Source organism: Bradyrhizobium sp. A5 (assembly GCF_042076515.1).
In the GTDB taxonomy this organism is placed as follows: Bacteria; Pseudomonadota; Alphaproteobacteria; order Rhizobiales; family Xanthobacteraceae; genus Bradyrhizobium; species Bradyrhizobium cosmicum.
This window is the reverse complement of the sequence record NZ_CP148990.1, coordinates 253,859-278,252: the sequence shown is the minus strand read 5'-3', so window position 1 is coordinate 278,252 and position 24,394 is coordinate 253,859. Positions and strand designations below refer to the sequence as shown.

Genomic DNA, 24,394 nt, shown 5'->3' with positions numbered 1-24,394 from the left:
TCCCAGCCGCACAAATTACTGCCTCCCGCAAAACTCCCCCATCGCCGCGGCCACCGCCTCCGCAATCGCCTCATGCCGCTCCGATGAGTTCAACGCCATTTCCTCGTCGCGGTTGATGATGGAGCCGGCTTCGAGCAGCACTGCGGCGCTCCGCGTTTGCGACAGCACGACGAGGCCATCATAGCGGTAGACGCCGACATCCTTGTCGAGCAACTGGCGCCGGTAGGGGCCCATCACCGGCAAGGTGTACTGGCTGGCATAGCGCAGGCCCTGTTCTTTCAACTGCCGTCCGATGATCCGGGCCAGCTTCAGGCTGGTGGTGAAGTGTGGATTGCGCTCGGATACGAACAACGAATGGCCGGAGAAGCGATCGCTGAAATAACTCTTTGCGCCGTCGAATTCCCAGATATCGAGCAGCTTGTCCGGCACCGAGTCGTGATGGATCGACAGGAAGAGATCGGCCCGGCCGTCATTCGCGGCACTGACGCGCTTGAGCAAGCTCGCCTTGGCCTTGCCGTCCGTGACGAGCAGGCGGGTGGCTGCAAAGCCCTCGGACTTGAGCTTCGCCGCGACGAGCCTTGCAAGACGGAAGTTGAAGCCGAATTCCGGATCGTTGCGCGCGCTCAACGCGCCGTAGGATTCCGGAGTGTGCCCGACATCAAGGACGATCCGGAATTTCGGCGGCTCGCACCTGGCCTGTGTTTCCGGCGGCTTCGATCTCGCTCTTGCAGCCTTCCGCGTCCCGGCCGCCTGGCTATCGTCGACGGAGGAAAGCAAAAGCGGGACCAGCGAGACAGCGACAGCGGCGATGGTGCGCCACGGCTTCCTCACACCGGCCGCTCCCCCTTCACCGTCACGCGCGTCCCCGAGCGCGTGTGGGGCCAGTAGTCCCACATCGCGCGGTGCTGGGTGCAGCGGTTGTCCCAGAAGGCGATGGCGTTCTCGGTCCAGCGGAAGCGGCACTGGAACAGCGGGTTCTCGGCGTGCTGGTAGAGGTAGGCGAGCATCGCGTCGCTTTCGTCGCGCGGGATGCCGTTGATGTGGCGGGTGAACCCACGATTGACGTAGAGCGCCTTCCTGCCCGTGACCGGATGCGTGCGCACCACGGGATGCTCGGCGTTCGGATAGGAGGGACGGTCGGCGACGCCGTAATTGGCGTAGAGCCCGCGATAGATCGGCTCGCCGTCATGCAGCGCGGTCAGCCCGTCGAGATAGGCCTTCATGCGATCCGACAGCGCCTCATAGGCCGCATACATGTTGGCGAACAGCGTATCGCCGCCGCGCGGCGGGCACTGCTTGATGTAGAGGATGGAGCCCATCGGCGGCTCGAGATCGCAGGACACATCCGAATGCCAGCCCTCGCCATTGGCACGCGGCGAGTTCTTGTCGGCGTAGATCTTCATCAGCGCCGGGTCTTCGTCCTCATGCGGCGCGGCGGGATGAAAATGCAGCTCACCGAACTTGCGGCCGAAGGCGAGATGCTGCTGCGGCGTGATGTGCTGATCGCGGAAGAAGATCACGAGGTTTTCGGCGAGCGCGCGGTGGATTTCGTCCATCTGCCGGTTCGAGCGCGAATCGTCGGAGACGAGCTTGCCGAGGTCGACGCCGGTGATTTCCGCGCCGATGATAGGGGTGAGCTTCTCGACCGCGATTGTCTCGTAAGCCGCGCCGTCTTCCGCCGTGTGACGGTAGCGCGGGCCCTGCTTGCCGGCGAGTGAGCTCATGGCATGTCTCCCGATCGTTTTGATTGGGAGACATCGTAGCGCGCGGTGGTGGATGTGCAATCTGCACCGCAAAGACCGTCCGTCGTCCCGGGGCGCGCAAGGCGCGAGCCCGGGATCCAGAACCACAGGATCGGGTTTGACGAAGATTCGGAGCGACAGCTCACCATAGCCACAACAGCCTGTGGTTATAGACCCCCGCCTTCGCGGGGGCGACGAGCAGAGCGCGGGCTACAGCTGAGTAAAGCTACTCCGCCGCCGTCACCGGCACCTTGGCGCCCTGGCCGTAGCGCTGGTCGATGTAGTCGATCACCAGCGCCTTGAAGTCGGCGGAGATCGTGGGCCCGCGCAGCGTGCGGAACTTCTTGCCGTCGACGAAGACGGGCGCGGCCGGGGCTTCGCCGGTGCCGGGCAAGGAGATGCCGATATTGGCATGCTTGGACTCGCCGGGGCCGTTGACGATGCAGCCCATGACGGCAACGTTGAGCTCTTCGACGCCGGGATATTTCGTCTTCCAGCCCGGCATCTCGTCGCGGATGAATGCCTGGATCGAGCTGGCCAGTTCCTGGAACGTGGTGGACGTGGTGCGGCCGCAGCCGGGGCAGGCCGCAACCAGCGGCACGAAGGTGCGGAAGCCCATCGTCTGCAGCAGTTCCTGGCCGACCTGCACCTCACGGGTGCGATCGCCGCCGGGCTCCGGCGTCAGCGAGATGCGGATGGTGTCGCCGATGCCCTGCTGCAACAGGATGCCGAGCGCGGCCGAGGAGGCCACGATGCCCTTGGTGCCCATGCCGGCTTCGGTGAGACCGAGATGGATGGCATAGTCCGACCGCGACGCGAGATCCTGATACACCGCGATGAGATCCTGTACCGCCGAGACCTTGGCCGAGAGGATGATGCGATTCTTCGGCATGCCGAGCTCTTCGGCGCGCGCGGCCGAGAGCAGTGCTGACTGCACCATGGCCTCACGCGTCACCGCGCGGACGTCGCGCGGATTGGCGGATGCGGCGTTCTCGTCCATCAGCTTGGTCAGCAGCTCCTGGTCGAGGGAGCCCCAATTGGCGCCGATGCGCACCGGCTTGTTATTCTTGTTCGCGATCTCGATGATGTCGCCGAACTGGGTGTCGCGCTTGTCCTTGAAGCCGACATTGCCGGGATTGATGCGGTACTTGGCGAGCGCCTCGGCGCAGGCCGGATAGGCCGCAAGCAGCTTGTGGCCGATATAGTGGAAGTCGCCGATCAGCGGCGTGGTGATGCCGCGCTTGAGCAGGCCGTCACGGATGTGCGGGACCGCGGCAGCAGCCTCCTCGCGGTCCACGGTGATGCGGACCATTTCGGAGCCGGCGCGCGCGAGCGCTGCGACCTGGGCGATGGTGCCGTCGATATCGGCGGTGTCGGTGTTGGTCATCGACTGCACGACGATCGGCGCACCGCCGCCGACGGCGACGTCGCCGACCTTGACCTGGGTGGTCCGGTGCCGGGGCGCCGGGCCCGCGATATCGGAATCGATGGGGTTTTCGAGCTTGTTCATGGGGTCCAAATATCAGGTTTTGGTGACGTTCAGCAATGCATCGCGAGGCGCCGCAGCCGTTTGGCTCGGACGGTTAACCAGAAAAAGCCCAGCAATTACAAGGACAGCTGCTGCCCCGAAGGCCAGGCTCAGGTGATCGTGCATGATGAAATAGCTACCCACCACGCCAAACAAAGGGGTGATAAAGGTAAAAGCCGACAATTTGCTGGCCGAATAGGCCTTCACCAGCGCGAACCAAAGCGTGAACGTGGTTCCAACCACCCAGATCGCCTGGAACGCCATCAGGCCGATCGACAGCGGCGACGGGGTATGGGTCATGGTCTCGCCGAACAGATACGCCGCGGCGCCTAAGATCGGGATCGAGGTCGCAACCTGGTAGCCCAGCGCCTTCTCCGGCGCCGCGAAGCGAAGGCTCGTGCCCTTGGCGACCAGCGTCGTTGCCGCCCACAACCCGGCTCCGGCGACGATCATGAGGTCGCCGAGCAGGACGTGTGAATCAACATTGGCCTGCGGCACGCCGATCGCCAGCGCGACGCCGGCAAAGCTGATCGCCAGTCCCAGCCATTGCGTGCTGCCAAGGCGCTCGCCCAGCACCTGGTAGGAGCCGAGCGCAACGAAAAACGGCGCAGTATAGAGAAACACCACTGCGCGCGAGGCGGAGGTCAGGCGCAACCCCTGAAAGATCAGCACGAACTCGATGCCGAACATCAGCCCCGCAACGAGGCCCGGCTTCCACGTGCCGTCGCGTTCGAAGAATTTGATGCCGCGCAGGCTGCCGATGATGAACAACACAGGCAGCGCGCCCATCGAGCGGAACATCGCCTGGAGCATCGGCGGGATGTCAGGCAGCACCAGCTTCACCGCGATCTGGTTGAAGGCCCAGGTCAGGCACAGCATGAGCATCAGGGCGATGGCGCCGGCACTGAGGGGGCGACCGGCGGACGGCATGGCTTGAGGTGAGGACATTTCTACCCGAGATCCGGCTTCACGCCGTTGTTGCTTCAGGACGTTTTCTGACAATGGGTGCAGATGCCCGTGATCTCGACCACGGACAATTTTGGCGCAAAGCCGGAGCTTCGCGCCGCGGCGTTGAGGTCTTTCGCGAACGAGGCTGATGGAATTTCACCGACCAGGCCGCAGCGCTCGCAGATCAGGAAAGCGACCGCAGAGGTCGAATCATGGTCGTGGGCGGCGCAGGCGAGATAGGCGTTGCGGCTCTCGATGCGGTGCACGAGGCCGTTGGCGATCAAAAAATCGAGAGCGCGGTAGACCGTGATCGGCGCCGGCCGCGCCATCGACTTGGCGAGTTCGTCGATCACCTCATAGGCGCCGAGCGGGCGATGGCTCGACAGCAGCGCCCCCAGCACATGGCGGCGGATCGGCGTGAATTTCTGCGCGCGCTGCTCGCAAACCGCCTCGGCATGCGACAGCGCGTCCGCAGTGCAGCGGCCGTGATCGTGGTCGGGCGCGGGAAAGGCCGGCTTTGCGAGGGTCATGGGATCGGCGTTCTAGCATTTCAGCCGGGGAACCCAAAGCGCGACCGGCGAGCGGCTGCCAGCCATGCTTTCGCTGCGGGACAGCGTCGCGTTAACCCGCCGTGAAATAATCATAAGCTTGCTTATCATATGCGAGCTTATTGGAGACAAGGCTTATGACCCGTGGGTCCGTCGACCAGAACTTCCTGTTCACGCTCGGTGAGCTCTACCGGCTGCTCCGCGTCTACGCCGACAAGGAGGCCTCGCGCTTCGGCATTACCCGCGCCCAATGGGCGGTGCTCGCCAAGGTCGAGCGCAGCGAGGGCATGAAGCAGTCGGAACTCGCCGAGCTCATGGAGATGCAGCCGATCACGCTGACGCGGCTGATCGACAAGCTCTGCGAAAGCGACTGGATCGAGCGCCGCAGCGACGCTTCGGACCGCCGTGTCAAGCGGCTTTATTTGAAGAAGGCCGGCCGCACCTTGCTCGGCAGGATGAGCGGCCTGAAGTCGGAGCTGACGGCAAACGCGCTCGACGGCATCAGTCCGGCGGACGCCCACCGCCTCCTCACCCAACTCGAAACCATCAAGGAAAACGTGCGTCACGCGATCCAGGCATCCGGAGCGGAACAGGCACGGAAGGAGCAGCGCTATGGCTGATCAGGTCCTCAAGTTCCAGCCCGAGCAGAAGAGCGACAGCGGCAAGCCCACCAAGAAGGCCGGCACCAACCCGCGCCGCCGCCTGCTGGCCGGTCTGCGCCGCTACCGCCGGTTCCTGCTGATGGTCGTGCTGCCTGTCATCGTCGCCATCGGCGGCATCACCTTCTATCTCAATGGCGGCCGCTATGTCGGCACTGACGACGCCTATGTCGGCGCGCAGAAGGTGCTGGTGACGCCCGACATCTCCGGCAAGATCGAGAAGGTCGTCGTGAGGGAGGGCCAGATCGTCAAGCAGGGCGACGAGCTGTTCGAGATCGATCCCGTGCCGTTCCGCCTCGCGGTCGACGAGGCCAAAGCGCAGGTCATGCAGGCGCAATCGACCTATGACAATCTTCGCGCCAACATCAAGATCTATGGCGACATGCTCAACCTCGCGCAGCAAGGCGTCGACCTGAAGCAGCGCGACGTCGAGCGCAAGCAGGCGCTGGTGAAGAACAGCTACGGCTCGCAGCTCGACCTCGACAACGCCGCGAACGCGCTGGTGACGTCGGGCTCGATCGCGCAATACGTGAAGCAGCAGATCTCGACGGCCAAGACGCAGCTGCTCGGCGACACTGACCTGCCCCTGGAGAAATTCCCACCTTACGCTCAGGCCAAATCCAAGCTCGACAACGCCGAGCGCAATCTCGACCACGCCGTAGTGCGCGCGCCGATGGGCGGCGTGGCAACGCAGGTCGAGCAGATCCAGCTCGGCCGCTACGTCACCGCTGGCACGCCGGTGTTCTCCATCATCGACGTCGCCCATCCCTGGGTCGATGCCAATCCAAAGGAGAGCGATCTCACCTACGTCACCGAAGGCCAGCCTGTCACGCTCGAGGTCGATGCGTTCCCGAACCATGTCTTCAAGGGCAAGATCGGTTCGCTCTCGCCCGGCACCGGTGCGCAATTCGCGATCCTGCCGCCGCAGAACGCCACCGGCAATTTCGTCAAGGTGGTGCAGCGCGTTCCGATCCGCATCTACTTCGACGAGACCGACAAATATGTGCGGAAGCTGAAGGCCGGCATGAGCGTCTACGCCACCATCGACACCGGCCACCAGCGCTCGCTCGCCGGCTTGTTCGGCTTGTCGGCGACGGCGAGTCAGGACAAGGACTGATCCGATGGCGGAGTCCAATCCCGCCCTCATGGTCCCCGGCCTGCGCCGGAACATGGTGACGATCTGCGCCATGACCGCGACCATCATGCAGGCGCTGGACACCACCATCGCCAACGTCGCGCTGCCCTACATGCAGGGCACGCTGTCGGCCTCGCAGGACCAGATCAACTGGGTGCTGACGTCCTACATCGTCGCCGCCGCGATCATGACGGCGCCGGTGGGCTGGATCTCGAACCGCTTCGGCCGCAAGCGCATCTTCATCATCTGCGCGGCAGGCTTCACCTTCGCCTCCGTGCTGTGCGGTCTGGCGCAGGACATCAACCAGATGGTGCTGTTCCGCCTGCTGCAGGGCGTATTCGGCGCCGCGCTGGTGCCGTTGTCGCAGTCGGTCATGCTGGACTACTACACGCTCCAGGAGCGCGCGAAGGCGATGTCGATCTGGGGCATGGGCGTGATGATGGGTCCGATCATGGGGCCGTCGCTGGGCGCGTGGCTGACCGAGAGCTATTCCTGGCACTGGGTATTCTTCGTCAACATTCCATTCGGTGCGATCACCGTGCTCGGACTCAGCGTCTTCATGGACGAGACCAAGCAGGACACCGACCTCAAATTCGACTGGTTCGGATTCGCGGCGCTGGCGGTCGGGATCGGCGCACTCCAGCTCGCACTCGACCGCGGCGAACAGCTCGACTGGTTCGAGTCGGTCGAGATCGTGACCGAACTCGTCATCTCAGGCGTCGCCTTCTATTACTTCTTCGCCCATTCCTTCACGACCACGCGTCCCTTCATCCAGTTCGCCCTGTTCAAGGACCGCAACTTCCTCACCGGCTGCATCTTCATGACAGTGATGGGGCTCGTGTTGTATTCGACCATGGCGCTGGCCTCGCCCTATCTGCAAAACGTCATCGGCTATCCCATCATGACCGCCGGCGGCCTGCTCGCGAGTCGCGGCTTCGGCACCTTCTTCGCGATGATGATGGTCGGGCGCATCATGCGCTGGATCGAGGCGCGCACGCTGATCATCTGCGGCCTGGGGCTGACCGCAGCCTCGCTGTTCCAGATGACCGGCTGGACCGATCAAACCCAGGTGCCGGAAATCGTGGTCGTCAGCGTGATCCAGGGCTTCGGCTTCGGTCTCGTCTTCGTGCCGCTCTCGACGGTGGCATTCCTGACGTTGCCGAACCACTTGCGCACCGATGGCACCTCGATGCTGACCCTGCTGCGCAACGTCGCGAGCTCGGTCGGCATCTCCATCGTGATCGCGCAGCTGACGCAGGGAACGCGCAAGACCTACGCGATCCTGTCCGAGCACATCAGCCCGTTCAACCACGCGCTGCAGATGCCCGACGTGCGCGGCATGATCAACCTCTCCACCGACGCCGGCCGCGCCATGGCCGACCGGATGGTCAGCGTGCAGGCGCAGATCATCGCGTTTGCGCACGACTACATGCTGGTGATGGTCTTCATCCTCTGCACCATCCCGCTCGCCCTGATGATCGGCTCGACCAAGGCCACCCTGCGCAAGCAGTCGGCCGGGCCGGAACATGCGGTGATGGAGTAGCTATCGGTCTCGTGAGGTCGCGTCGTACTCGCTCGTCGTCCCGGACAAGCGAAGCGCAGATCCGGGACCCATAACCCCAGGGAGTCGTTAGGCGAAGGCTCGTAGTTGCCAGCTCGCGCTACAACGCCCCCCTGTGGCTATGGGTCCCCGCCTTCGCGGGGACGACAGCGGAGTGGCTGAGCCGCCGTCGCGCTTCACCGCCAGCTACAGCAGCTCCTCGCATCCCAGATCCTCGACCGCCATCATCACCCGCTCCAGATTGTTCCACCAGATCAGCGGCGGGAGGTTGATGCTCCATTGCCAGACCGGCTTGGTGATGTGCCAGAGCACCGATCGGCGATAGTCCTGATCGAGCGCACCGCGCGTGTAGTCCGTGACGCCGCTTTCAATCAACGTGTCGTGGTAGAGATTGAGCAGCAGACGTTCGAGCACCTGCCGTCGTTCGGGATACCATTGCATCGCCATCATGTAGGCGAGATCGCCGGTGGGCACATTGATGCCCCATTGGTCGAAATCGAAGATGCGCACGGTATCGGCGACCCCGGCGCGCGGCAGCAGGAAATTCCAGCTATGGGCGTCGCCATGGGTGATGCTGAGATGACGGCGTGAATGATAGCGCTGGGACAGCCGGGCCGATTGATCAATGAGACGACGGTAAAGAATGCGCCGCTCCTCGCTGAGGCGGTCGCCGAGCATATCGGCGAAGCGGTCGTAATGACCGGCGAAGGTCTCCATGTGCAGCGCGATGTCCTCGGCACTCGCCCAGGTACCGACGGTATCGCCAAGGCCCGGATGATCCCACCAAGCCGCATGCCAACGTGCAAGCGTCGTCACGATCGCGGTCGCTTGATCGCGCGACGGCGGCAGCGGCCATGGAGTTGCGATCTCGTGACTGTCGGAGAGATCCTCGATCAGCAGATGCCAGGCGAAGCTGTCTTCGTCGAAATGCCCGTCGAAGCAGCGCGGCACCAGCCCCGGCGGCGTCCTGGGCGCAAGCTGGGTGTAGAAGGCCACCTCGTGCCGGCCGGCATTTGCAAGCTTCTCGGCGAAAGCGGAATTCGCCGTCTTCAGGATCAGCGCTTGCGGGGCGCCGGCGGATTCGCCGACATATCGCAGCCCAAGGCGGATGATATGTGACACGACGGTGTCGCGCTGATGCAGCACCTTCACTTCGCGAACGGCGCCGGCGTCCAGCACGCCGCCCCTGCGCAGCGCCGCCGTCAACCGGGCGGGCTCGACGACTTCAGGCAGTTGTGGAGGTGTCATGTAAAGTCACGATGCCCCTGTCCCGCGCCATACTGCACGATCCCCCCCCCCCCGGGCACCAGCCGCCGGCCTGATGCCCGGCTTCAAGCCGCGGCGGTCGAGTCGCGCACGGTCCGGACCACGACCGACCGCAACGATTCCAGATTGGCCGCCATGCCCGCAATTGCCTGTCTCACCTCCGCGGCGCGCTCGTTCACCGAGGCCGCATCACGGCTGACATTGCCGATCTTGGCCGAGACCTCCTTCGCGGCAGAGGCCGATTCGGAGATCGACCGCGCGATCTCACGCGTCGCTGCGTCCTGCTGTTCCATCGCGGCCGCAACCGACGTCGCCACGCCGTCGATCTCGACGATGTGGCCGCCCATGGTCTCGACGGCATCGACCGCGGCCTGCGTCGAGGCCTGAATCTCCGCAATCAGCCGCCCGATCTCCTCGGTGGATTTGGCGGTCTGATCGGACAGTGATTTCACCTCGGCAGCGACCACCGCAAAGCCGCGCCCGGCCTCGCCGGCACGCGCCGCCTCGATCGTGGCGTTGAGCGCCAGCAGGTTGGTCTGGCCGGCGATGCCGCCGATCAGGTCGGAGACCTCGGCGATCTTCTTCACCGATCCGGCCAGCGCCTGGATGGTCGAACGTGCCTGTTCGCGGCCGGCGACTGCGGATTTGGTGACCGTGCTGGTCCGCGCGACTTGGCCGGCAATCTCTCGGATCGAGGCGCTCAGCTCTTCGGCGGCGGCCGAAACGGTCTGCGAGCTGCCGAGCGCCTGGGTGGAAGCCGCGGCAACCGCCTGGGACTCCGAGGACAGCGACCGGGCGATCTCGGACAGGCTGGAGGCGGCGCGTTCCACCCCTTGCGTCGCTGCACTCGCGGTGTCGACGGAGCGGCCGGTCTCGCGCTCGACGGTGTCGGCCATCTGGTGCAGGGCGCCGCGCTTGGCCGTCGCGGCCTCCTGGTCCTTCCGCAATTGCTCCTCGCGCAGACGAGAATTCTCGACCGCGGCCTCCTTGAACACCAGCAGCGCGCCGGCCATCGAGCCGACCTCGTCCTGGCGATGCGCGAAGGGAATGTCGGCGGAGAGGTCACCGGTCGCTAACTTCTGCATGGCGCCGGTCATGCGCACGATCGGGCGTACCACGCCAAGCGCGACGCCGAGCAGGCCGGCGGCGATGAAGGCCAGGACGGCCGCAGAAACACCGAGCAGGATGTAGAGGATGGAGGTGTCGCGTTCCGCGGCCAGCTTCTCCATGTCGGCACTCTGCTTGTTGGCGCTTTCGACGATGCTGTCGATGACGGCGCGATGTGCGGTGTAGGCGTCCTTGACCTGCGCATAGGCGCGTTCGGCCGCGGCCATGTCCTTGCTCTTCAAGGCCGGAAGGAGCTGGTCGGAGAGAAGCTTCCAGAACTTCTGCACTTCGGCGTCCGATTTCGACACCAGCGCGGTTTTCAGGTCGGCGGCCAGGCTTGACGTGACCCAGAATGCCTTGCGCTCGTCGTAATCCTTGCGGAGCTGGACCAGGCGCTCGCCGTGGGCCGCCAGCTGGTCCGGCTCGCGCATGGCGAGGGTCGCTTCGAGATAGGCCTCGATGACATATTCGGGCGGCGGCAGGATGTCCGCGATGAGGTCGTTGCCGAGCTTGATGTCGGCATAGAGCGGCCCGCCGACCTTGAGCTCACGCACCGCGTACAGGCTGGTCAGGACCACAGCCGTGAAGCCGATGGCGAGAGCGACGCCGAACGCGATGATCGCGGAAGACAGCGAAAGGCGAATTTTCATGAAACGATCCAGGTCGCGCGCCGAAACCACGGTGATTCTAGATCAATGTGGTAAATACGGAATTGCCGGGCAGAACGGTCGCCGCGTGATGAACTCCAGAAAACTACGGTAATCGGCGTCAGGCTGCCTGTTTTTGAGTCAGCGACGCTGACCCATGAAAGCAAAAGGCCGATCGTGTCGCACGACGAATATGACGCAGGCCGATCGCCCATGCGCTCGGTGAGAAGCGTGTGCCGGCGACCTGATGTCGCCGGCATTGCCTCGCCTCAGACGTCGAAGAACACCGTCTCGTCGCCGCCCTGCAAGCGTAGGTCGAGCCGATAGACCGGCTTGCCGGCTTCACGCGTCGCGATCAGCGTGGCGCGGCGGTCGGCGGGCACCACCGCCAGCACGGGATCGGCGGCGTTGCCGGCTTCGTCGCTGAAATAGATACGGGTGTAGAGATGCCGCAGCATGCCGCGGCCGAACACCGCAAGAACGATGTGCGGCGCCTGCGGCTTGCCGTCGGGATCGGGCACGGTGCCCGGCTTGACGGTCTCGAAGGAATAATGACCGTCCTTGTCGGTGCCGCAGCGGGCGAAGCCGCGGAAGCTGGCGTTCGGCAGCGCGCGCTTATCCTGCGGGTCGGCAAAGCGCCCTTGCGCGTCCGCCTGCCAGATCTCCAGCATGACGTCAGGCACGGCGACGCCGTCGCCGTCGAACACGCGACCCTCGATGCGGACACGATCGCCCGTGACGTCAGGCGTGAGGGTCGAGTTGGTGAACGCGTCGTTCCAGGCGTACTCGCCATTCGGCGTCAGGCCATATTTGAAGAACGGACCGACGGTCTGCGACGGTGTGATCCCGTCGGGCTTCAGAGAATCCTGCACCTTAGTGGTTCTCCATGGGGGTGGCGTTCTTGCCGCGCAGCACGATGTCGAAGCGGTAGCACAGCGCCCATTCAGGCTTGGTGTTCTCCAGGTCGAACGACGAGACCATGCGCGCCCGCGCCTTTTCGTCCGGCACCGAGTTGAAGATCGGATCGAACGGGAACAGCGGGTCGTTCGGGAAATACATCTGCGTCACGAGGCGCGTGACGAAGGAATAGCCGAACACCGAGAGATGGATGTGCGCGGGACGCCAGGCATTGTGATGATTGCCCCAGGGATAGGCGCCCGGCTTGATCGTAACAAAACGGTAGTAGCCGGCAGCATCGCTCACGGTGCGACCCGCGCCCGTAAAGTTCGGATCGAGCGGCGCCGGGTGCTGGTCGCGGACATGGACGTACCGTCCGCAGGAATTGGCCTGCCAGATCTCGACCAGCGAGTTCGGCACGCCGCGACCGTCCTCGTCGCGCACATGGCCGTGAACGATGATCCGCTCGCCGATCGGCTCGCCGGTGTGCTGGGTGGTGAGATCATTGTCGCCGTCGCGCACGGTCTCGTGACCGTAGACCGGGCCGGTCAGCTCCGACAGCGTGTGGCGCATCGGGATCAGCGGCTTGTTCGGCGCGCGCTTGATCGAGCTCTTGTATTCGGGCGACAGCGGCAGCGGATGCGCCTTGTTGCTGTCCGTGGGATAGATGAATGTCATTGGCGAACTCCTCCCCGGCCATTTCGGTCCGGCCGGTCAACGCTTCCGCCAATCATTATAGAATATAACTAATCCAGGGAAGCGGGTTTGCTCTCCCTCTCCCCGCAAGCGCGGAGAGGGAGAGCAGCCCCTCATCAATTCAGCTTCTCGATCGCAACCGCAACGCCCTGGCCGACGCCGACGCACATGGTGGCGAGCGCGAGCTTGCCGCCGCGCTTTTCCATGCCGTGCACGGCGGTGAGCGCGAGGCGGGCGCCGCTCATGCCGAGGGGATGGCCGAGCGCGATGGCGCCGCCATGCGGATTGACGAAATCGGCATCGTCGGCAACGCCGAGCTGGCGCATGCAGGCGATGCCCTGCGAGGCGAAGGCCTCGTTCAGCTCGATCAGGTCGAAATCACTGATCTTCTTGCCGAGCCGCTCCATCAGCTTGCGGGTCGCGGGCACCGGGCCGATGCCCATGATGCGCGGCGGCACGCCGGCCGAGGCGAGGCCGAGAATGCGGGCGCGCGGCGTGAGGCCATGCTTCTTCACGGCGGTTTCCGAGGCGAGGATCATCGCGGCGGCTCCGTCATTGACGCCCGAGGCGTTGCCGGCGGTCACCGTGCCGGGATTGCGCACGATCGGCTTCAACTTGGCGAGAGCCTCCAGCGTTGTCTCGGGGCGCGGATGCTCGTCCTTGTCGACCGTAACAGGGCCTGCCTTGCCGCCGGGAATGGTGATCGGGATGATTTCCTCGGCGAAGTATCCAGCGGCGATCGCGGCTCCTGCGCGCTGCTGCGAGCGGATGGCGAAGGCGTCCTGATCGGCGCGCGAGACCTGGAATTCCTCGGCGACGTTCTCCCCGGTCTCCGGCATCGCATCCACGCCGTACTGCGCCTTCAGCAGCGGATTGATGAAGCGCCAGCCGATGGTCGTGTCGAAGATTTCGGCGGAGCGCGAAAAAGCTTCCTGCGCCTTGCCCATCACGAAGGGGGCGCGGGTCATGGATTCGACGCCGCCCGCGATCGCAAGCTCGATCTCGCCGGAACGGATGGCACGGCCGGCCGCGCCGACCGCATCGAGGCCGGAGGCGCAGAGCCGGTTCAGGGTTTGGCCGGGAACCGAGTCTGGCAGGCCCGCAAGCAGCAGCGCCATGCGCGCGACGTTGCGGTTGTCCTCGCCGGCCTGGTTGGCGCAGCCGAAGAAGACTTCGTCCACCTGCGCCCAATCGAGATTGGGGTGTTTTGCCATCAGCGCCTTGATCGGGGCTGCGGCGAGGTCGTCGGCACGCACCTTGGCGAGCGAGCCGCCGAAGCGGCCGATCGGGGTCCGCACGGCATCGCAGATAAAGACGTCACGCATCGTTGTTCTCCCTCAATGCCGCGGTTCGGCCAGAATTCTTCAATGACGGCGGAGTTTTAGGAGGGCGCCCGCGGCAGGTCAATTGACTGATGCGCGGGCAGCATATTTGGCTGAGGGCTATGAAACTCGGCCGTCATTCCGGGGCGCCCGCAGGGCGAGCCCGGAATCCATAACCACGAGCCGGGGTTATGGATTCCGGGCCTGCGCCTGACGGCGCATCCCGGAATGACAGCGGAAACAGTGGCAGTCGCTTGCGCCACACAGACAACGTGGAAAACCCGCCCTCCCAAGCCAAACCGATAGGATGCTCAGGCGAAATTTTGTAGGTTGCGCCGCCCATGACAATGCAACAGCCGATCCCTGCACCGCCCCCCGACGAAGCGCCAGCACCGCCAGCGGAAGCCGCCGCGCGCGTCACGCCGATGATGGAACAGTACCTCGAGATCAAGGCGGCGCATCAGGGCCTGCTGCTGTTCTACCGGATGGGCGATTTCTACGAGCTGTTCTTCGAGGACGCCGAGATCGCCTCCAGGACGCTCGGCATCGTGCTGACCAAGCGCGGCAAGCACCAGGGCGCGGATATCCCGATGTGCGGCGTGCCGGTCGAGCGCTCCGAGGATTATCTGCATCGGCTGATCACTGCCGGCCATCGGGTCGCGGTGTGCGAGCAGACCGAGGATCCCGCCGCCGCCAAGGCGCGCGGCAACAAGAGCGTGGTGCGCCGCGGCGTGGTGCGGCTGGTCACGCCGGGCACGCTGACCGAGGACACGCTGCTCGACGCGCGCGCCAACAATTATCTGCTGGCGATCGCCCGCGCCCGTTCGTCCGCCGGCGGCGACCGCTTCGGGCTTGCCTGGATCGACATCTCGACCGCCGAATTCACGGTGATGGAATGTTCGGGCGGCGAGCTTGCGGCAACGCTGGCGCGCATCAATCCGAACGAGGCGATCGTCACCGACGCGCTCTACAGCGACACCGAATTGGGCCAGACCTTGCGCGAGCTGCCGGCGGTGACGCCGCTGACCCGCGACGTCTTCGACGGCGCCACCGCCGAGAAGCGGCTGTGCGACTATTTCGCGGTCGCCACCATGGACGGGCTGGCGCAGCTGACGCGGTTGGAAGCAACCGCCGCGGCCGCCGCCGTCACCTATGTCGACCGCACCCAGGTCGGCAAGCATCCGCCGCTGTCCCCGCCGGCGCGCGAGGCTTCCGGCGCGACCATGGCGATCGATCCGGCGACACGCGCCAATCTCGAACTGACGCGGACGCTCGCCGGCGAACGCCGCGGCTCGCTGCTCGACGCCATCGACTGCACCGTCACCTCGGCCGGCTCGCGCCTGCTGGCGCAGCGGCTGGCGGCGCCGCTGACCGACGCGCCGGCGATCGCGCGGCGGCTCGATGCTGTCAGCGCCTTCGTTGCGGACTCCGCTGCGCGCGAGGACATTCGCAGCATCCTGCGCGGCGCCCCCGACATGTCGCGGGCGCTGGCTCGCCTCTCGGTCGGCCGCGGCGGCCCGCGCGACCTCGCCGGCTTGCGCGATGGCATCACGGCCGCCGACCAGGTGCTGGCGCGGCTCGGCGAGATCGACCAGCCGCCGCAGGAAATCGCCGCGGTGATGGCGGCCCTGCAGCGTCCGTCGCGGGAGCTTGCATCCGAATTTGCCAGCGCGCTCGACGAGCAACTGCCGCTGATCAAGCGCGACGGCGGCTTCGTCCGTCAGGGCTACGAGCCCGCCCTCGACGAAACGCGAAGCCTGCGCGACGCCTCACGTCTCGTGGTCGCCTCGATGCAGGCGCGCTACGCCGACAACACCGGCGTCAAGGGCCTGAAGATCCGGCACAACAACGTGCTCGGCTATTTCGTCGAGGTGACCGCGCAGCACGGCGACAAGCTGATGTCGGCGCCGCTGAACGCGACCTTCATCCATCGCCAGACGCTGGCGGGCCAGGTGCGCTTCACCACGTCGGAGCTCGGCGAGATCGAGGCGAAGATCGCCAATGCGGGCGACCGCGCGCTCGGACTCGAACTCGAGATTTTCGAGCGGCTCTCTGCCAAGGCGCTGGATATCAGCGACGATCTGCGCGCCGCCGCCCATGCCTTTGCGCTGCTCGACGTCGCGACCTCGCTGGCCAGGCTCGCGGTCGACGACAATTACGTGCGGCCGGAGGTCGACGAATCCCTCGGCTTCGCGATCGAGGCCGGCCGCCATCCCGTGGTGGAGCAAGCCCTGAAGCGCAATGGCGAGCCGTTCATCGCCAATGCCTGCGATCTGTCGCCTGGACCTGCGCAAAAGTCCGGCCAGCTCTGGCTGCTCACCGGTCCCAACATGGCCGGCAAGTCGACCTTCCTGCGCCAGAACGCGCTGATTGCGCTGCTGGCGCAGATCGGCAGTTTCGTGCCGGCGACGCGCGCACGGATCGGCATCATCGACCGCCTGTTCTCGCGCGTCGGCGCCGCCGACGATCTCGCCCGCGGCCGCTCCACCTTCATGGTGGAGATGGTCGAGACCGCCGCGATCCTCAACCAGGCCGGCGAGCGCGCGCTCGTGATCCTCGACGAGATCGGCCGCGGCACCGCGACCTTCGACGGGCTCTCGATCGCCTGGGCCGCGATCGAACATCTGCACGAGAGCAACCGCTGCCGCACGCTGTTCGCGACGCATTATCACGAGCTGACCGCGCTCTCGGCCAAGCTGCCGCGGATGTTCAACGCGACCGTGCGGGTGAAGGAATGGCAGGGCAATGTCGTGTTCCTGCACGAGGTGCTGCCGGGCTCGGCCGACCGCTCCTACGGCATCCAGGTGGCCAAGCTCGCAGGCCTGCCGCCGGCCGTGATCACGCGCGCGAAATCGGTGTTGGCAAAGCTGGAGGCCCAGGACCGCGGCCAGACCGCCCGCGCCCTCGCCGACGATCTGCCGCTGTTCGCGGTGCCCTCGCGCGCCGCCGCCGAAGCCGCGCCGCCGAGCGAGGCCGAACTGCTGATGGACGCCGTGAAGGCGCTGCATCCCGACGAGATGTCGCCGCGCGAGGCGTTGGATGCGCTGTATGTGTTGAAGGCGAAGCTGCCGAAGCAGTGACGCTGCCGTAGAGCATGAGAGACAATTCGATTTATGCCGTTTTCGAGCAAGCTAAGTCGTTGATTTGACTCACATCGAAATCGCAGAAAGTCGAAAGATTCACATCCTCGTAGGGTGGTTATATTAGCCGAAGGTGTAACCAATCCTACGAGTCACGCCGCCGCCATCAGCCGCTTTCGTCGCCCGTTCCACCATAGCGTCAGGTTCCATGCGATGCAGGTCGCGAGCGCGAGGCTGAGGCCGATCGCGGAGCCGAAGTTCTCGGCACCGACATGCACCACGGCAATCGCCATCCCGAAGCCGAGCAGGCCCCAGGCGGAGTTGGCGAGCACGGCGGCGGTCGGCGGTCCGCCGATGCGGGGATGCAGGATCATCATCATGCTGGAGAACACGACGGGATAGAGCGCGATGATGCCGCTGATGCGGGGACCGACCCAGCTCGACGTCGAGACGACGATGGCGACGAGGGTCGCGACCAGCACGGCGCGCATCGGAATGTCGTACCAGCGGCGCGTCACCAGCGGCATCTTCACATGGCGATAGCCCGCGAGCAGCGGAATGCAGATGCCGAACGCGATCAGGTTGACGGCGAGCCCGGCCGTCAGGCTCCAGTCGAACATGCGGATGACCGAGGCAATGGCGATCCAGACCGCAAATGCGCTTCCGCAGCTCACCACGAGGCTGTGCCGCTGCGCCAGCACCACATAGGTGAGAGCCATGAAAATGGTCGCCGCGTTGACCGGAAGGCTCGACAGCGCACCCTGCGCGATGAAGGCGGCGTCATGGTCGATCGCGAGGAAGACGTAGGACGGACCTGCCGAGACCGGCAGCGTCGCCACCAGCGCGCCGATCACCGGTCCCGAACGCTCGGTGATGACAGACGCCGACACGACGAACGCCGCCGCGATCGCCATGCGCAGAAGAAGGAAGAGAATGAAGTGGAGGTCGAGGGACATTTTTTCTTCTTACCCTCCCCTGGAGGGAGGGTCGGCTCATATGGAGCGTAGCGAAATATGAGACGGGGTGGGGTGACAGTCTCTCGACGGATGCGGTGGCCGGGTGGAGAGATCACCCCACCCCGCTCGCGCTGCGCGCGATCGACCCTCCCCCTCCAGGGAGGGTAAGCAAGGTCACATCCGCTGCATCGACACCGAAACCTTCGGGCCGTTCTTGATGGTCTGATAGACCACGCAATAGCGCTCGGTGAGCTTCAGCAGCAGATCGAGCTTGTCCTGGGGCGCATCGGTATCGACCTCGAAGCGCAGGCGGATCTCGGCGAAACCGACCGGGGTCTCCTTGTCGACGCCGAGCGTGCCGCGGAAATCGAGATCCCCTTCGGCATAGACGTTGCCGGTCTTGAGCGGCACCTCGATCGCGGTCGCAACCGACTTCAGCGTGACGCCGGCGCAGGCGACCAGCGCCTCGAGGAGCATGTCGCCGGAGCAGAGCTCGAGGCCGGAGCCGCCGGTCCCAGGATGTAGCCCCGCCATCGCAATGGCGCGGCCGGTTTCGACCTTGCAGGCGATGCCTTCGCTATCCGTTGAGCCCTTGGCCTTCAAGGTGATCATCGCGGTCTTGGGATCGGCCTTGTAGCGTTCCTTGATCGGGGCCTGCATCTGGCGCAGTGCAGCAGCGTCCATTGTATTCTCTCCCGGAAAAATCGTCTCTACGAAGTACCGGCTTGAGCCGGGATTGTCGACGACGCCGAGCGACCGCGCGGCGGTCACCCCGCGTTATCCGGTGATTTTTTATTGTTTTGCAATAAGTTATGCTTAGATGCGAGCAGCACGATTCCGATCTCTCTGGGGCTCCCGCCGGCTGCAGATCGACTCGGGCAAGCATGGAACGACCATTGACCGAGAATGGCGGGTGACAGCGCCTGTCACCTCTTATATCCGGTGAGACATGGACAGCATTGCGACTGAGCAAAAGCCAGGGGTTGATGATCGCTTCGACACCGCGCGGATCACCGCTGCGGTCGACGCGCTTGCCGAAAAGCACCAGGGACGTGAGGACGCGTTTCGCACGGCCATGGCGCAATTGCTCAAGGCCGAGCTGATCGCGGCGCGGGACGTCGCACAAGCGATCCTGCTCAAGGACCGCCACGGAAGGCACTGTGCCGAGCGGCTGTGCCACGTGCAGGACGAGATCATCCGCATCCTCTATTCGGCGGCAACGCGTCATCTTTATCGCTCGCCGATCCCGAGCGGGGCCGAGCGCATGGCGGTGGTCGCGACCGGCGGCTATGGCCGCGGCCTGATGGCTCCCGAGTCCGACATCGATCTGCTGTTCATCCTGCCCTACAAGCAGACCGCCTGGGGCGAGCAGGTCGCCGAAGCCATCCTCTATTGCCTCTGGGACATGGGGCTGAAGGTCGGCCATGCCACGCGCTCGGTCGACGAATCGATCCGCCAGGCACGCGGCGACATGACGATCCGCACCGCGATCCTGGAGACGCGCTTCCTCACCGGCGACCAGCCGCTCTATGACGAGCTGGTCGAACGCTTCGACAAGGAAGTAGTGCAGGGCACGGCGTCCGAATTCGTCACCGCAAAGCTCGCCGAACGCGAGGAGCGGCACCGCCGCGGCGGCCAGTCGCGCTATCTGGTCGAGCCCAACGTCAAGGACGGCAAGGGGGCGCTCCGCGACCTGCACACGCTGTTCTGGATCGCGAAGTACGTCTATCGCGTGCGCGACACCAACGAGCTGGTCGAGCGCGGCGTGTTCGACGCGCAGGAATATCGCACCTTCCGCCGCTGCGCCGATTTCCTCTGGTCGGTGCGCTGCAATCTGCATTTCTACTCCGGACGCGCCGAGGAGCGCCTCTCCTTCGATCTGCAGCGCGAAATCGCGGTCCGGCTCGGCTACACCTCGCATCCCGGCATGCAGGACGTCGAGCGCTTCATGAAGCACTACTTCCTGGTCGCCAAGGAAGTCGGCAACCTCACCGCCATTCTCTGCGCCAAGCTCGAGGACCAGCAGGCCAAGCCCGCGCCGGTGCTGAGCCGGATGATGGCGCGGCTGCGCCCGACCCCGGTGAAGCGGCGCGTGCCCGACAGCGACGACTTCATCGTCGACAACAACCGCATCAACGTCGCCGCGCCCGACGTGTTCAAGCACGACCCGGTCAATCTGATCCGCATCTTCCGCCTGGCGCAGAAGAACAACCTTGCCTTCCATCCGGACGCTATGCGCGACGTGACGCGCTCGCTCGGCCTGATCAACGCGCAGATGCGCGAAAATCCCGAAGCCAACCGGCTGTTCATGGAGATCCTGACCTCCGACAACGCGGAGATCGTGCTGCGGCGGATGAACGAGACCGGCGTGCTCGGCCATTTCATCCGCGCCTTCGGCAAGATCGTCTCGATGATGCAGTTCAACATGTATCATCACTACACGGTCGACGAGCATCTGATCCGCTGCGTCGGCTTCCTGCAGGACATCGAGCGCGGCGGCCTCGATGAGTTCGCGCTCGCCAGCGACCTGATGCGCAAGATCCGGCCCGAGCACCGCGCGGTGATCTACATCGTGACGCTGCTGCACGACATCGCCAAGGGTCGGCCCGAGGATCACTCGATCGCAGGCGCCAAGGTGGCACGCCGGCTGTGTCCGCGGCTGGGGTTCAGCGCGGCCGACACCGAGCTCGTGGCCTGGCTGATCGAGGAACACCTCACCATGTCCACGGTCGCGCAGTCGCGCGACCTCTCCGACCGCAAGACGATCGAGAATTTCGCCGCCGTGGTGCAGTCGGTCGAGCAGATGAAGCTGCTCACGATCCTCACCACCGCCGACATTCGCGGCGTCGGCCCGGGCGTGTGGAACGGCTGGAAGGCGCAGCTTTTACGCTCGCTCTACTACGAGACCGAGCCGGTGCTGACGGGCGGCTTCTCGGAAGTCGATCGCGGCAAGCGGCTCACGGCCGCCTATGCCGAATTCCGCATGGCCTTCGCCGAATGGCCGGCGGACGAGCTCGATGCCTATATTGGCCGGCACTATCCGGCCTACTGGCTCAAGGTCGAGCTGCCGCGCAAGATCCGCCACGCCCGCTTCGTGCGCTCGAGCGAGCAGGCCGGCCACAAGCTCGCGATCAATGTCGGCTTCGACGAGGTGCGCGGCGTCACCGAGCTGACGATCTTCGCCGCCGACCATCCCTGGCTGCTGTCGATCATCGCGGGCGCCTGCGCGTCGGCCGGCGCCAACATCGTCGATGCCCAGATCTACACCACGACCGACGGCCGCGCGCTCGACACGATCTCGATCTCGCGGGAATACGACCGCGACGAGGACGAGGGACGCCGCGCCACGCGCATCGGCGAGATGATCGAGGACGTGCTGGAAGGCAAGCTGCGCCTGCCTGAAGTGGTGGCACGGCGCACCGTGCGCAACAAGGCGCGGCCTTTCGTGGTCGAGCCGGAGGTGACCATCAACAACCAGTGGTCCGACCGCTACACCGTGATCGAGGTGTCCGGCCTCGACCGCCCCGGCCTGCTCTACGAGCTGACCACCGCGATCTCGAAACTCAACCTCAACATCGCCTCGGCCCACGTCGCGACCTTCGGCGAACGCGCCCGCGACGTGTTCTACGTCACCGACCTCTTGGGCGCACAGATCAACGCGCCGACGCGGCAGTCCGCGATCAAGAGCGCGCTGACCCATGTCATGGCCGGCGACAAGGCGGTTGCTGCACCGGCGGCGTGATTCCCTTCCTTCATTCCGGGCACGCGCTACGCGGCGCCCCGGAATGACGGCGGGGAGAAACTTGAACCTCCACACCTTCATGCCGCAGCAGCCAGCGCTTGCGTTCAAGTCCGCCGCCGTACTTCACCAGCGAACCATCCGCACCAATCAGGCGATGGCACGGCAGCACCACGCTGATCGGGTTGGAGCCGTTGGCATGGCCGACGGCGCGAATGGCCTTTGGCATGTCGATCCTCGCAGCCAGCGCGCCATAGCTCATGGTGGTTCCGGCCGGGATTTTCGCCAACGCGGTCCAGACCTTCTGCTGGAACGGCGTGCCGGCGATGCGCCACGCTATTGCTGAGAGCTGGCCGAGATCGCCTTCGAAGTAGCCGGACAGCGCAGTCTTCATCGCCGTCGGCGCAGGCCGATCACTGAGATCCACGGAGCCGTAGTGCAGGCGCAACAGCTCGCGCATGCGGTGCTCGTAGTCGTCCCAATCGAGCGCGCGCAAGGCGCCCTCGGCATCGGTGACGAGCAGCGCGATCCCGATCGGCGTCGCCAGGCGATCGAGGCCGAAGCTAACAGGCGTCTTGGTTGACCGAGCGGGCATGGCGACACCATTGAACCGAAACACGGCATCGCACTTGCCATGCCGGCCGTGTTAACGTCCACCCGAAAGCTGACGCTTTTTGGGGGAGCTCAACTTGGTTCTGATCGCCAATATCCTGGTGGCGCTGGTCGCCGCACTGCACGCCTACTTCCTGATCCTCGAGATGTTTCTCTGGGACAAGCCGCTTGGCTTGAAGACATTCCGCAATACGCCGGAGAAAGCCGAGATCACGAAAGTGCTGGCCGCCAATCAGGGCCTCTATAACGGCTTCCTTGCCGCCGGCCTGATCTGGGGCCTGGTGCATGGCAACCCGGCCTTCGCGTTCCAGATCAAGGCATTCTTCCTGCTCTGCGTGATCGTCGCTGGCGCTTACGGTGCCGCGACCGTCAGCACGCGCATCCTGATCGTACAGGCCCTGCCGGCGGCGATCGCGCTGGTTGTCCTGTTCCTCGCTTAAGGTTCTTTGCCTGAGACGCTAGAGCGCAGCGCCGCGATCCTTGCGCGGCACCTCACCTTCCTCCACAATCTTCGGCAGCGATGGCGACCGTTGGCAATCAACGGGAAAAGACCGTCGACCGGAAAATTCCGTCAGGAGGAACAACCCAACATGAGCAATCGCAGAGCCTTCGTAGCCGCCACGGCGGCGCTCGCCTTCGTGTTCTCCGCCAGCCAAGCCTTCGTAAGTCCAGCCCTCGCCCAGAAGAAATACGACACCGGAGCCAGCGACACCGAGATCAAGATCGGCCAGACCGTGCCGTTCTCCGGGGCCTATTCGGTCTATGCCAATATCGGCAAGACCCAGGCGGCTTACTTCAAGATGATCAACGATCAGGGCGGCATCAACGGCCGCAAGATCAATCTGATCCAGTATGACGACGCCTATTCGCCGCCGAAGACCGTCGAGCAGGTGCGCAAGCTCGTCGAGGGCGACGAGGTGCTGTTCACCTTCCAGATCATCGGCACGGCCGCGAACGCCGCCGTGCAGAAATATCTTAACGGCAAGAAGATCCCGCAGCTGCTGGCCTCGACCGGCGCGGCGCGATTCAACGATCCGCAGAACTATCCCTGGACCATCGCCTACAATCCCAACTACGTGTCCGAGGGACGCATCTATGCCAAGTACATTCTCAAGGAGCATCCGAACGCCAAGATCGGCGTGCTCTACCAGAACGACGACATGGGCCGCGACTATCTCGCGGGCCTGAAGAGCGGTCTCGGCGACAAGGCCGCCAGCATGATCGTCGGCGAAGTCTCCTACGAGGTCACCGATCCGACGGTGGACTCGCAGGTGGTCAAGCTGAAGTCGCTGGGGGCCGATCTTTTCTACGATGCTTCGACGCCGAAATTCGCGGCGCAGGCCATCAAGAAGGTCGCCGAGCTCGGCTGGAACCCGGTGCACATCCTCGACATCAATGCGAGCCCGATCTCGGCGACGCTGAAGCCGGCCGGCCTCGACATCTCCAAAGGCATCATCTCGACCCAGTACGGCAAGGAGCCGAGCGATCCGCAATGGAAGGACGATCCGGGCGTGAAAGCGTTCTTCGCCTTCATGGACAAGTATTTCCCCGAAGGCGACAAGCTCAACACGGTCAATACCTACGCCTATTCGGTCGCCGAGCTGCTGACGCAGGTTCTGAAACAGTGCGGCGACGACCTGTCGCGTGAGAACGTGATGAAACAGGTCGCCAACATCAAGGACTTCACCCCGAGCTTCGCGCTGCCTGGCATCAAGATCAACACCGGGCCGAACGACTACCGCGTCAACAAGCAGATGCAGATGATGAAGTTCAACGGCGAACGCTGGGAGCTGTTTGGACCGATCATCGAGGACAATGGCCCGGCGGGTTAGCAACTTCGTAGGGTGGGTTATGTAACCCACCCTACGAACGGCCAGCACCTTCCCACCTTGCGTTGCAGCAACGCCTCATCCACAATCGCCCTCAGCGATGGCATCGGACGCACCGTGCG

At 64.7% G+C, this 24,394-nt stretch carries 20 protein-coding genes; 7 read left to right on the top strand and 13 right to left on the bottom strand.

The window, feature by feature from the left end; genetic code table 11:
* Window positions 1-15: 15 nt before the first annotated feature.
* From WHZ77_RS01300 to WHZ77_RS01280, 5 genes are all read right to left on the bottom strand, one after another.
* Complete coding sequence (locus WHZ77_RS01300; protein ID WP_375312039.1) at window positions 16-831, bottom strand: N-acetylmuramoyl-L-alanine amidase; 816 nt, start codon at window positions 829-831, stop codon at window positions 16-18.
* Window positions 828-1,724: a TauD/TfdA dioxygenase family protein gene (locus WHZ77_RS01295; RefSeq protein WP_375312038.1), complete on the bottom strand. Its 897-nt coding sequence runs from the start codon at window positions 1,722-1,724 to the stop codon at window positions 828-830. Before WHZ77_RS01295 ends, WHZ77_RS01300 begins: the two co-directional genes overlap by 4 nt.
* A gap of 244 nt (window positions 1,725-1,968) precedes the next feature.
* Window positions 1,969-3,252, bottom strand: coding sequence for a flavodoxin-dependent (E)-4-hydroxy-3-methylbut-2-enyl-diphosphate synthase (gene ispG, locus WHZ77_RS01290; protein WP_375312037.1), 1,284 nt, complete (start codon window positions 3,250-3,252; stop codon window positions 1,969-1,971).
* 12 nt (window positions 3,253-3,264) lie between these two features.
* Window positions 3,265-4,218, bottom strand: coding sequence for a DMT family transporter (locus WHZ77_RS01285; RefSeq protein WP_375314872.1), 954 nt, complete (start codon window positions 4,216-4,218; stop codon window positions 3,265-3,267).
* Window positions 4,219-4,253: 35 nt separating this feature from the next.
* Window positions 4,254-4,748 (bottom strand): Fur family transcriptional regulator, encoded by a 495-nt coding sequence (locus WHZ77_RS01280; protein WP_375312036.1) that lies wholly within the window; start codon window positions 4,746-4,748, stop codon window positions 4,254-4,256.
* A 155-nt stretch (window positions 4,749-4,903) separates the two neighbouring features.
* Here WHZ77_RS01280 and WHZ77_RS01275 point away from each other — a divergent pair, with 155 nt between their 5' ends.
* The 3 genes from WHZ77_RS01275 to WHZ77_RS01265 are packed head-to-tail and all read left to right on the top strand — an operon-like array spanning window position 4,904 to window position 8,103.
* Window positions 4,904-5,386, top strand: a complete 483-nt coding sequence (locus WHZ77_RS01275) for a MarR family winged helix-turn-helix transcriptional regulator (RefSeq protein ID WP_375312035.1) — start codon at window positions 4,904-4,906, stop codon at window positions 5,384-5,386.
* Window positions 5,379-6,542 carry an HlyD family secretion protein gene (locus WHZ77_RS01270; protein WP_375312034.1) on the top strand — a complete coding sequence of 388 codons (1,164 nt, stop codon included), beginning with the start codon at window positions 5,379-5,381 and terminating at the stop codon, window positions 6,540-6,542. Before WHZ77_RS01275 ends, WHZ77_RS01270 begins: the two co-directional genes overlap by 8 nt.
* Window positions 6,543-6,546: 4 nt before the next feature.
* Window positions 6,547-8,103 (top strand): MDR family MFS transporter, encoded by a 1,557-nt coding sequence (locus tag WHZ77_RS01265; RefSeq protein WP_375312033.1) that lies wholly within the window; start codon window positions 6,547-6,549, stop codon window positions 8,101-8,103.
* Between the two features lie 204 nt (window positions 8,104-8,307).
* Here WHZ77_RS01265 and WHZ77_RS01260 read toward each other — a convergent pair whose 3' ends face one another.
* The 5 genes from WHZ77_RS01260 to pcaF form a co-directional block, all read right to left on the bottom strand.
* The gene (locus WHZ77_RS01260; protein WP_375312032.1) at window positions 8,308-9,369 is read right to left on the bottom strand and encodes a phosphotransferase; all 1,062 of its coding nucleotides are present in this window, start codon (window positions 9,367-9,369) and stop codon (window positions 8,308-8,310) included.
* 83 nt (window positions 9,370-9,452) lie between these two features.
* Entirely contained in the window at window positions 9,453-11,144 is a 1,692-nt protein-coding gene (locus tag WHZ77_RS01255; protein WP_375312031.1) for a methyl-accepting chemotaxis protein, read from the bottom strand.
* A gap of 266 nt (window positions 11,145-11,410) precedes the next feature.
* Window positions 11,411-12,013, bottom strand: coding sequence for a protocatechuate 3,4-dioxygenase subunit alpha (gene pcaG / locus WHZ77_RS01250; RefSeq protein ID WP_015689315.1), 603 nt, complete (start codon window positions 12,011-12,013; stop codon window positions 11,411-11,413).
* Between the two features lies 1 nt (window position 12,014).
* Entirely contained in the window at window positions 12,015-12,716 is a 702-nt protein-coding gene (gene pcaH, locus WHZ77_RS01245; protein ID WP_015689316.1) for a protocatechuate 3,4-dioxygenase subunit beta, read from the bottom strand.
* A gap of 134 nt (window positions 12,717-12,850) precedes the next feature.
* Window positions 12,851-14,059 (bottom strand): 3-oxoadipyl-CoA thiolase, encoded by a 1,209-nt coding sequence (gene pcaF / locus WHZ77_RS01240; RefSeq protein ID WP_375312030.1) that lies wholly within the window; start codon window positions 14,057-14,059, stop codon window positions 12,851-12,853.
* A gap of 338 nt (window positions 14,060-14,397) precedes the next feature.
* On the opposite strand from pcaF, the gene mutS reads away from it, so the two are divergent.
* Window positions 14,398-17,136, top strand: a complete 2,739-nt coding sequence (mutS, locus tag WHZ77_RS01235; protein ID WP_375312029.1) for a DNA mismatch repair protein MutS — start codon at window positions 14,398-14,400, stop codon at window positions 17,134-17,136.
* Window positions 17,137-17,288: 152 nt separating this feature from the next.
* On the opposite strand, the gene WHZ77_RS01230 is transcribed toward mutS, so the two are convergent.
* Entirely contained in the window at window positions 17,289-18,092 is an 804-nt protein-coding gene (locus tag WHZ77_RS01230; protein WP_375312028.1) for a hypothetical protein, read from the bottom strand.
* A gap of 174 nt (window positions 18,093-18,266) precedes the next feature.
* Complete coding sequence (locus WHZ77_RS01225) at window positions 18,267-18,776, bottom strand: OsmC family protein (RefSeq protein WP_375312027.1); 510 nt, start codon at window positions 18,774-18,776, stop codon at window positions 18,267-18,269.
* Window positions 18,777-19,041: 265 nt separating this feature from the next.
* Here WHZ77_RS01225 and WHZ77_RS01220 point away from each other — a divergent pair, with 265 nt between their 5' ends.
* On the top strand, window positions 19,042-21,834 hold the full coding sequence (locus WHZ77_RS01220; protein ID WP_375312026.1) for a [protein-PII] uridylyltransferase: 2,793 nt from the start codon (window positions 19,042-19,044) through the stop codon (window positions 21,832-21,834).
* Window positions 21,835-21,844: 10 nt separating this feature from the next.
* Here the strand turns inward: WHZ77_RS01220 and WHZ77_RS01215 are convergent, their stop codons facing one another.
* The gene (locus WHZ77_RS01215) at window positions 21,845-22,426 is read right to left on the bottom strand and encodes a methylated-DNA--[protein]-cysteine S-methyltransferase (protein ID WP_375312025.1); all 582 of its coding nucleotides are present in this window, start codon (window positions 22,424-22,426) and stop codon (window positions 21,845-21,847) included.
* Between the two features lie 100 nt (window positions 22,427-22,526).
* On the opposite strand from WHZ77_RS01215, the gene WHZ77_RS01210 reads away from it, so the two are divergent.
* Both WHZ77_RS01210 and WHZ77_RS01205 read left to right on the top strand, forming a co-directional pair.
* Window positions 22,527-22,883: a DUF1304 domain-containing protein gene (locus WHZ77_RS01210; RefSeq protein WP_186355522.1), complete on the top strand. Its 357-nt coding sequence runs from the start codon at window positions 22,527-22,529 to the stop codon at window positions 22,881-22,883.
* A gap of 150 nt (window positions 22,884-23,033) precedes the next feature.
* Complete coding sequence (locus WHZ77_RS01205) at window positions 23,034-24,275, top strand: ABC transporter substrate-binding protein (RefSeq protein ID WP_375312024.1); 1,242 nt, start codon at window positions 23,034-23,036, stop codon at window positions 24,273-24,275.
* The last annotated feature ends 119 nt before the right edge of the window (window positions 24,276-24,394 follow it).

What these genes read in the sequence shown, in the direction of transcription:
- WHZ77_RS01295 (WP_375312038.1), bottom strand. Translation starts at nt 1,724, where the DNA reads ATGAGCTCACTCGCCGGCAAGCAGGGCCCGCGCTACCGTCACACGGCG.
- ispG (WP_375312037.1), bottom strand. Translation starts at nt 3,252, where the DNA reads ATGAACAAGCTCGAAAACCCCATCGATTCCGATATCGCGGGCCCGGCG.
- WHZ77_RS01285 (WP_375314872.1), bottom strand. Translation starts at nt 4,218, where the DNA reads ATGTCCTCACCTCAAGCCATGCCGTCCGCCGGTCGCCCCCTCAGTGCC.
- WHZ77_RS01280 (WP_375312036.1), bottom strand. Translation starts at nt 4,748, where the DNA reads ATGACCCTCGCAAAGCCGGCCTTTCCCGCGCCCGACCACGATCACGGC.
- WHZ77_RS01275 (WP_375312035.1), top strand. Translation starts at nt 4,904, where the DNA reads ATGACCCGTGGGTCCGTCGACCAGAACTTCCTGTTCACGCTCGGTGAG.
- WHZ77_RS01270 (WP_375312034.1), top strand. Translation starts at nt 5,379, where the DNA reads ATGGCTGATCAGGTCCTCAAGTTCCAGCCCGAGCAGAAGAGCGACAGC.
- WHZ77_RS01265 (WP_375312033.1), top strand. Translation starts at nt 6,547, where the DNA reads ATGGCGGAGTCCAATCCCGCCCTCATGGTCCCCGGCCTGCGCCGGAAC.
- WHZ77_RS01260 (WP_375312032.1), bottom strand. Translation starts at nt 9,369, where the DNA reads ATGACACCTCCACAACTGCCTGAAGTCGTCGAGCCCGCCCGGTTGACG.
- WHZ77_RS01255 (WP_375312031.1), bottom strand. Translation starts at nt 11,144, where the DNA reads ATGAAAATTCGCCTTTCGCTGTCTTCCGCGATCATCGCGTTCGGCGTC.
- pcaH (WP_015689316.1), bottom strand. Translation starts at nt 12,716, where the DNA reads ATGACATTCATCTATCCCACGGACAGCAACAAGGCGCATCCGCTGCCG.
- pcaF (WP_375312030.1), bottom strand. Translation starts at nt 14,059, where the DNA reads ATGCGTGACGTCTTTATCTGCGATGCCGTGCGGACCCCGATCGGCCGC.
- mutS (WP_375312029.1), top strand. Translation starts at nt 14,398, where the DNA reads ATGACAATGCAACAGCCGATCCCTGCACCGCCCCCCGACGAAGCGCCA.
- WHZ77_RS01230 (WP_375312028.1), bottom strand. Translation starts at nt 18,092, where the DNA reads ATGTCCCTCGACCTCCACTTCATTCTCTTCCTTCTTCTGCGCATGGCG.
- WHZ77_RS01225 (WP_375312027.1), bottom strand. Translation starts at nt 18,776, where the DNA reads ATGGACGCTGCTGCACTGCGCCAGATGCAGGCCCCGATCAAGGAACGC.
- WHZ77_RS01220 (WP_375312026.1), top strand. Translation starts at nt 19,042, where the DNA reads ATGGACAGCATTGCGACTGAGCAAAAGCCAGGGGTTGATGATCGCTTC.
- WHZ77_RS01215 (WP_375312025.1), bottom strand. Translation starts at nt 22,426, where the DNA reads ATGCCCGCTCGGTCAACCAAGACGCCTGTTAGCTTCGGCCTCGATCGC.
- WHZ77_RS01205 (WP_375312024.1), top strand. Translation starts at nt 23,034, where the DNA reads ATGAGCAATCGCAGAGCCTTCGTAGCCGCCACGGCGGCGCTCGCCTTC.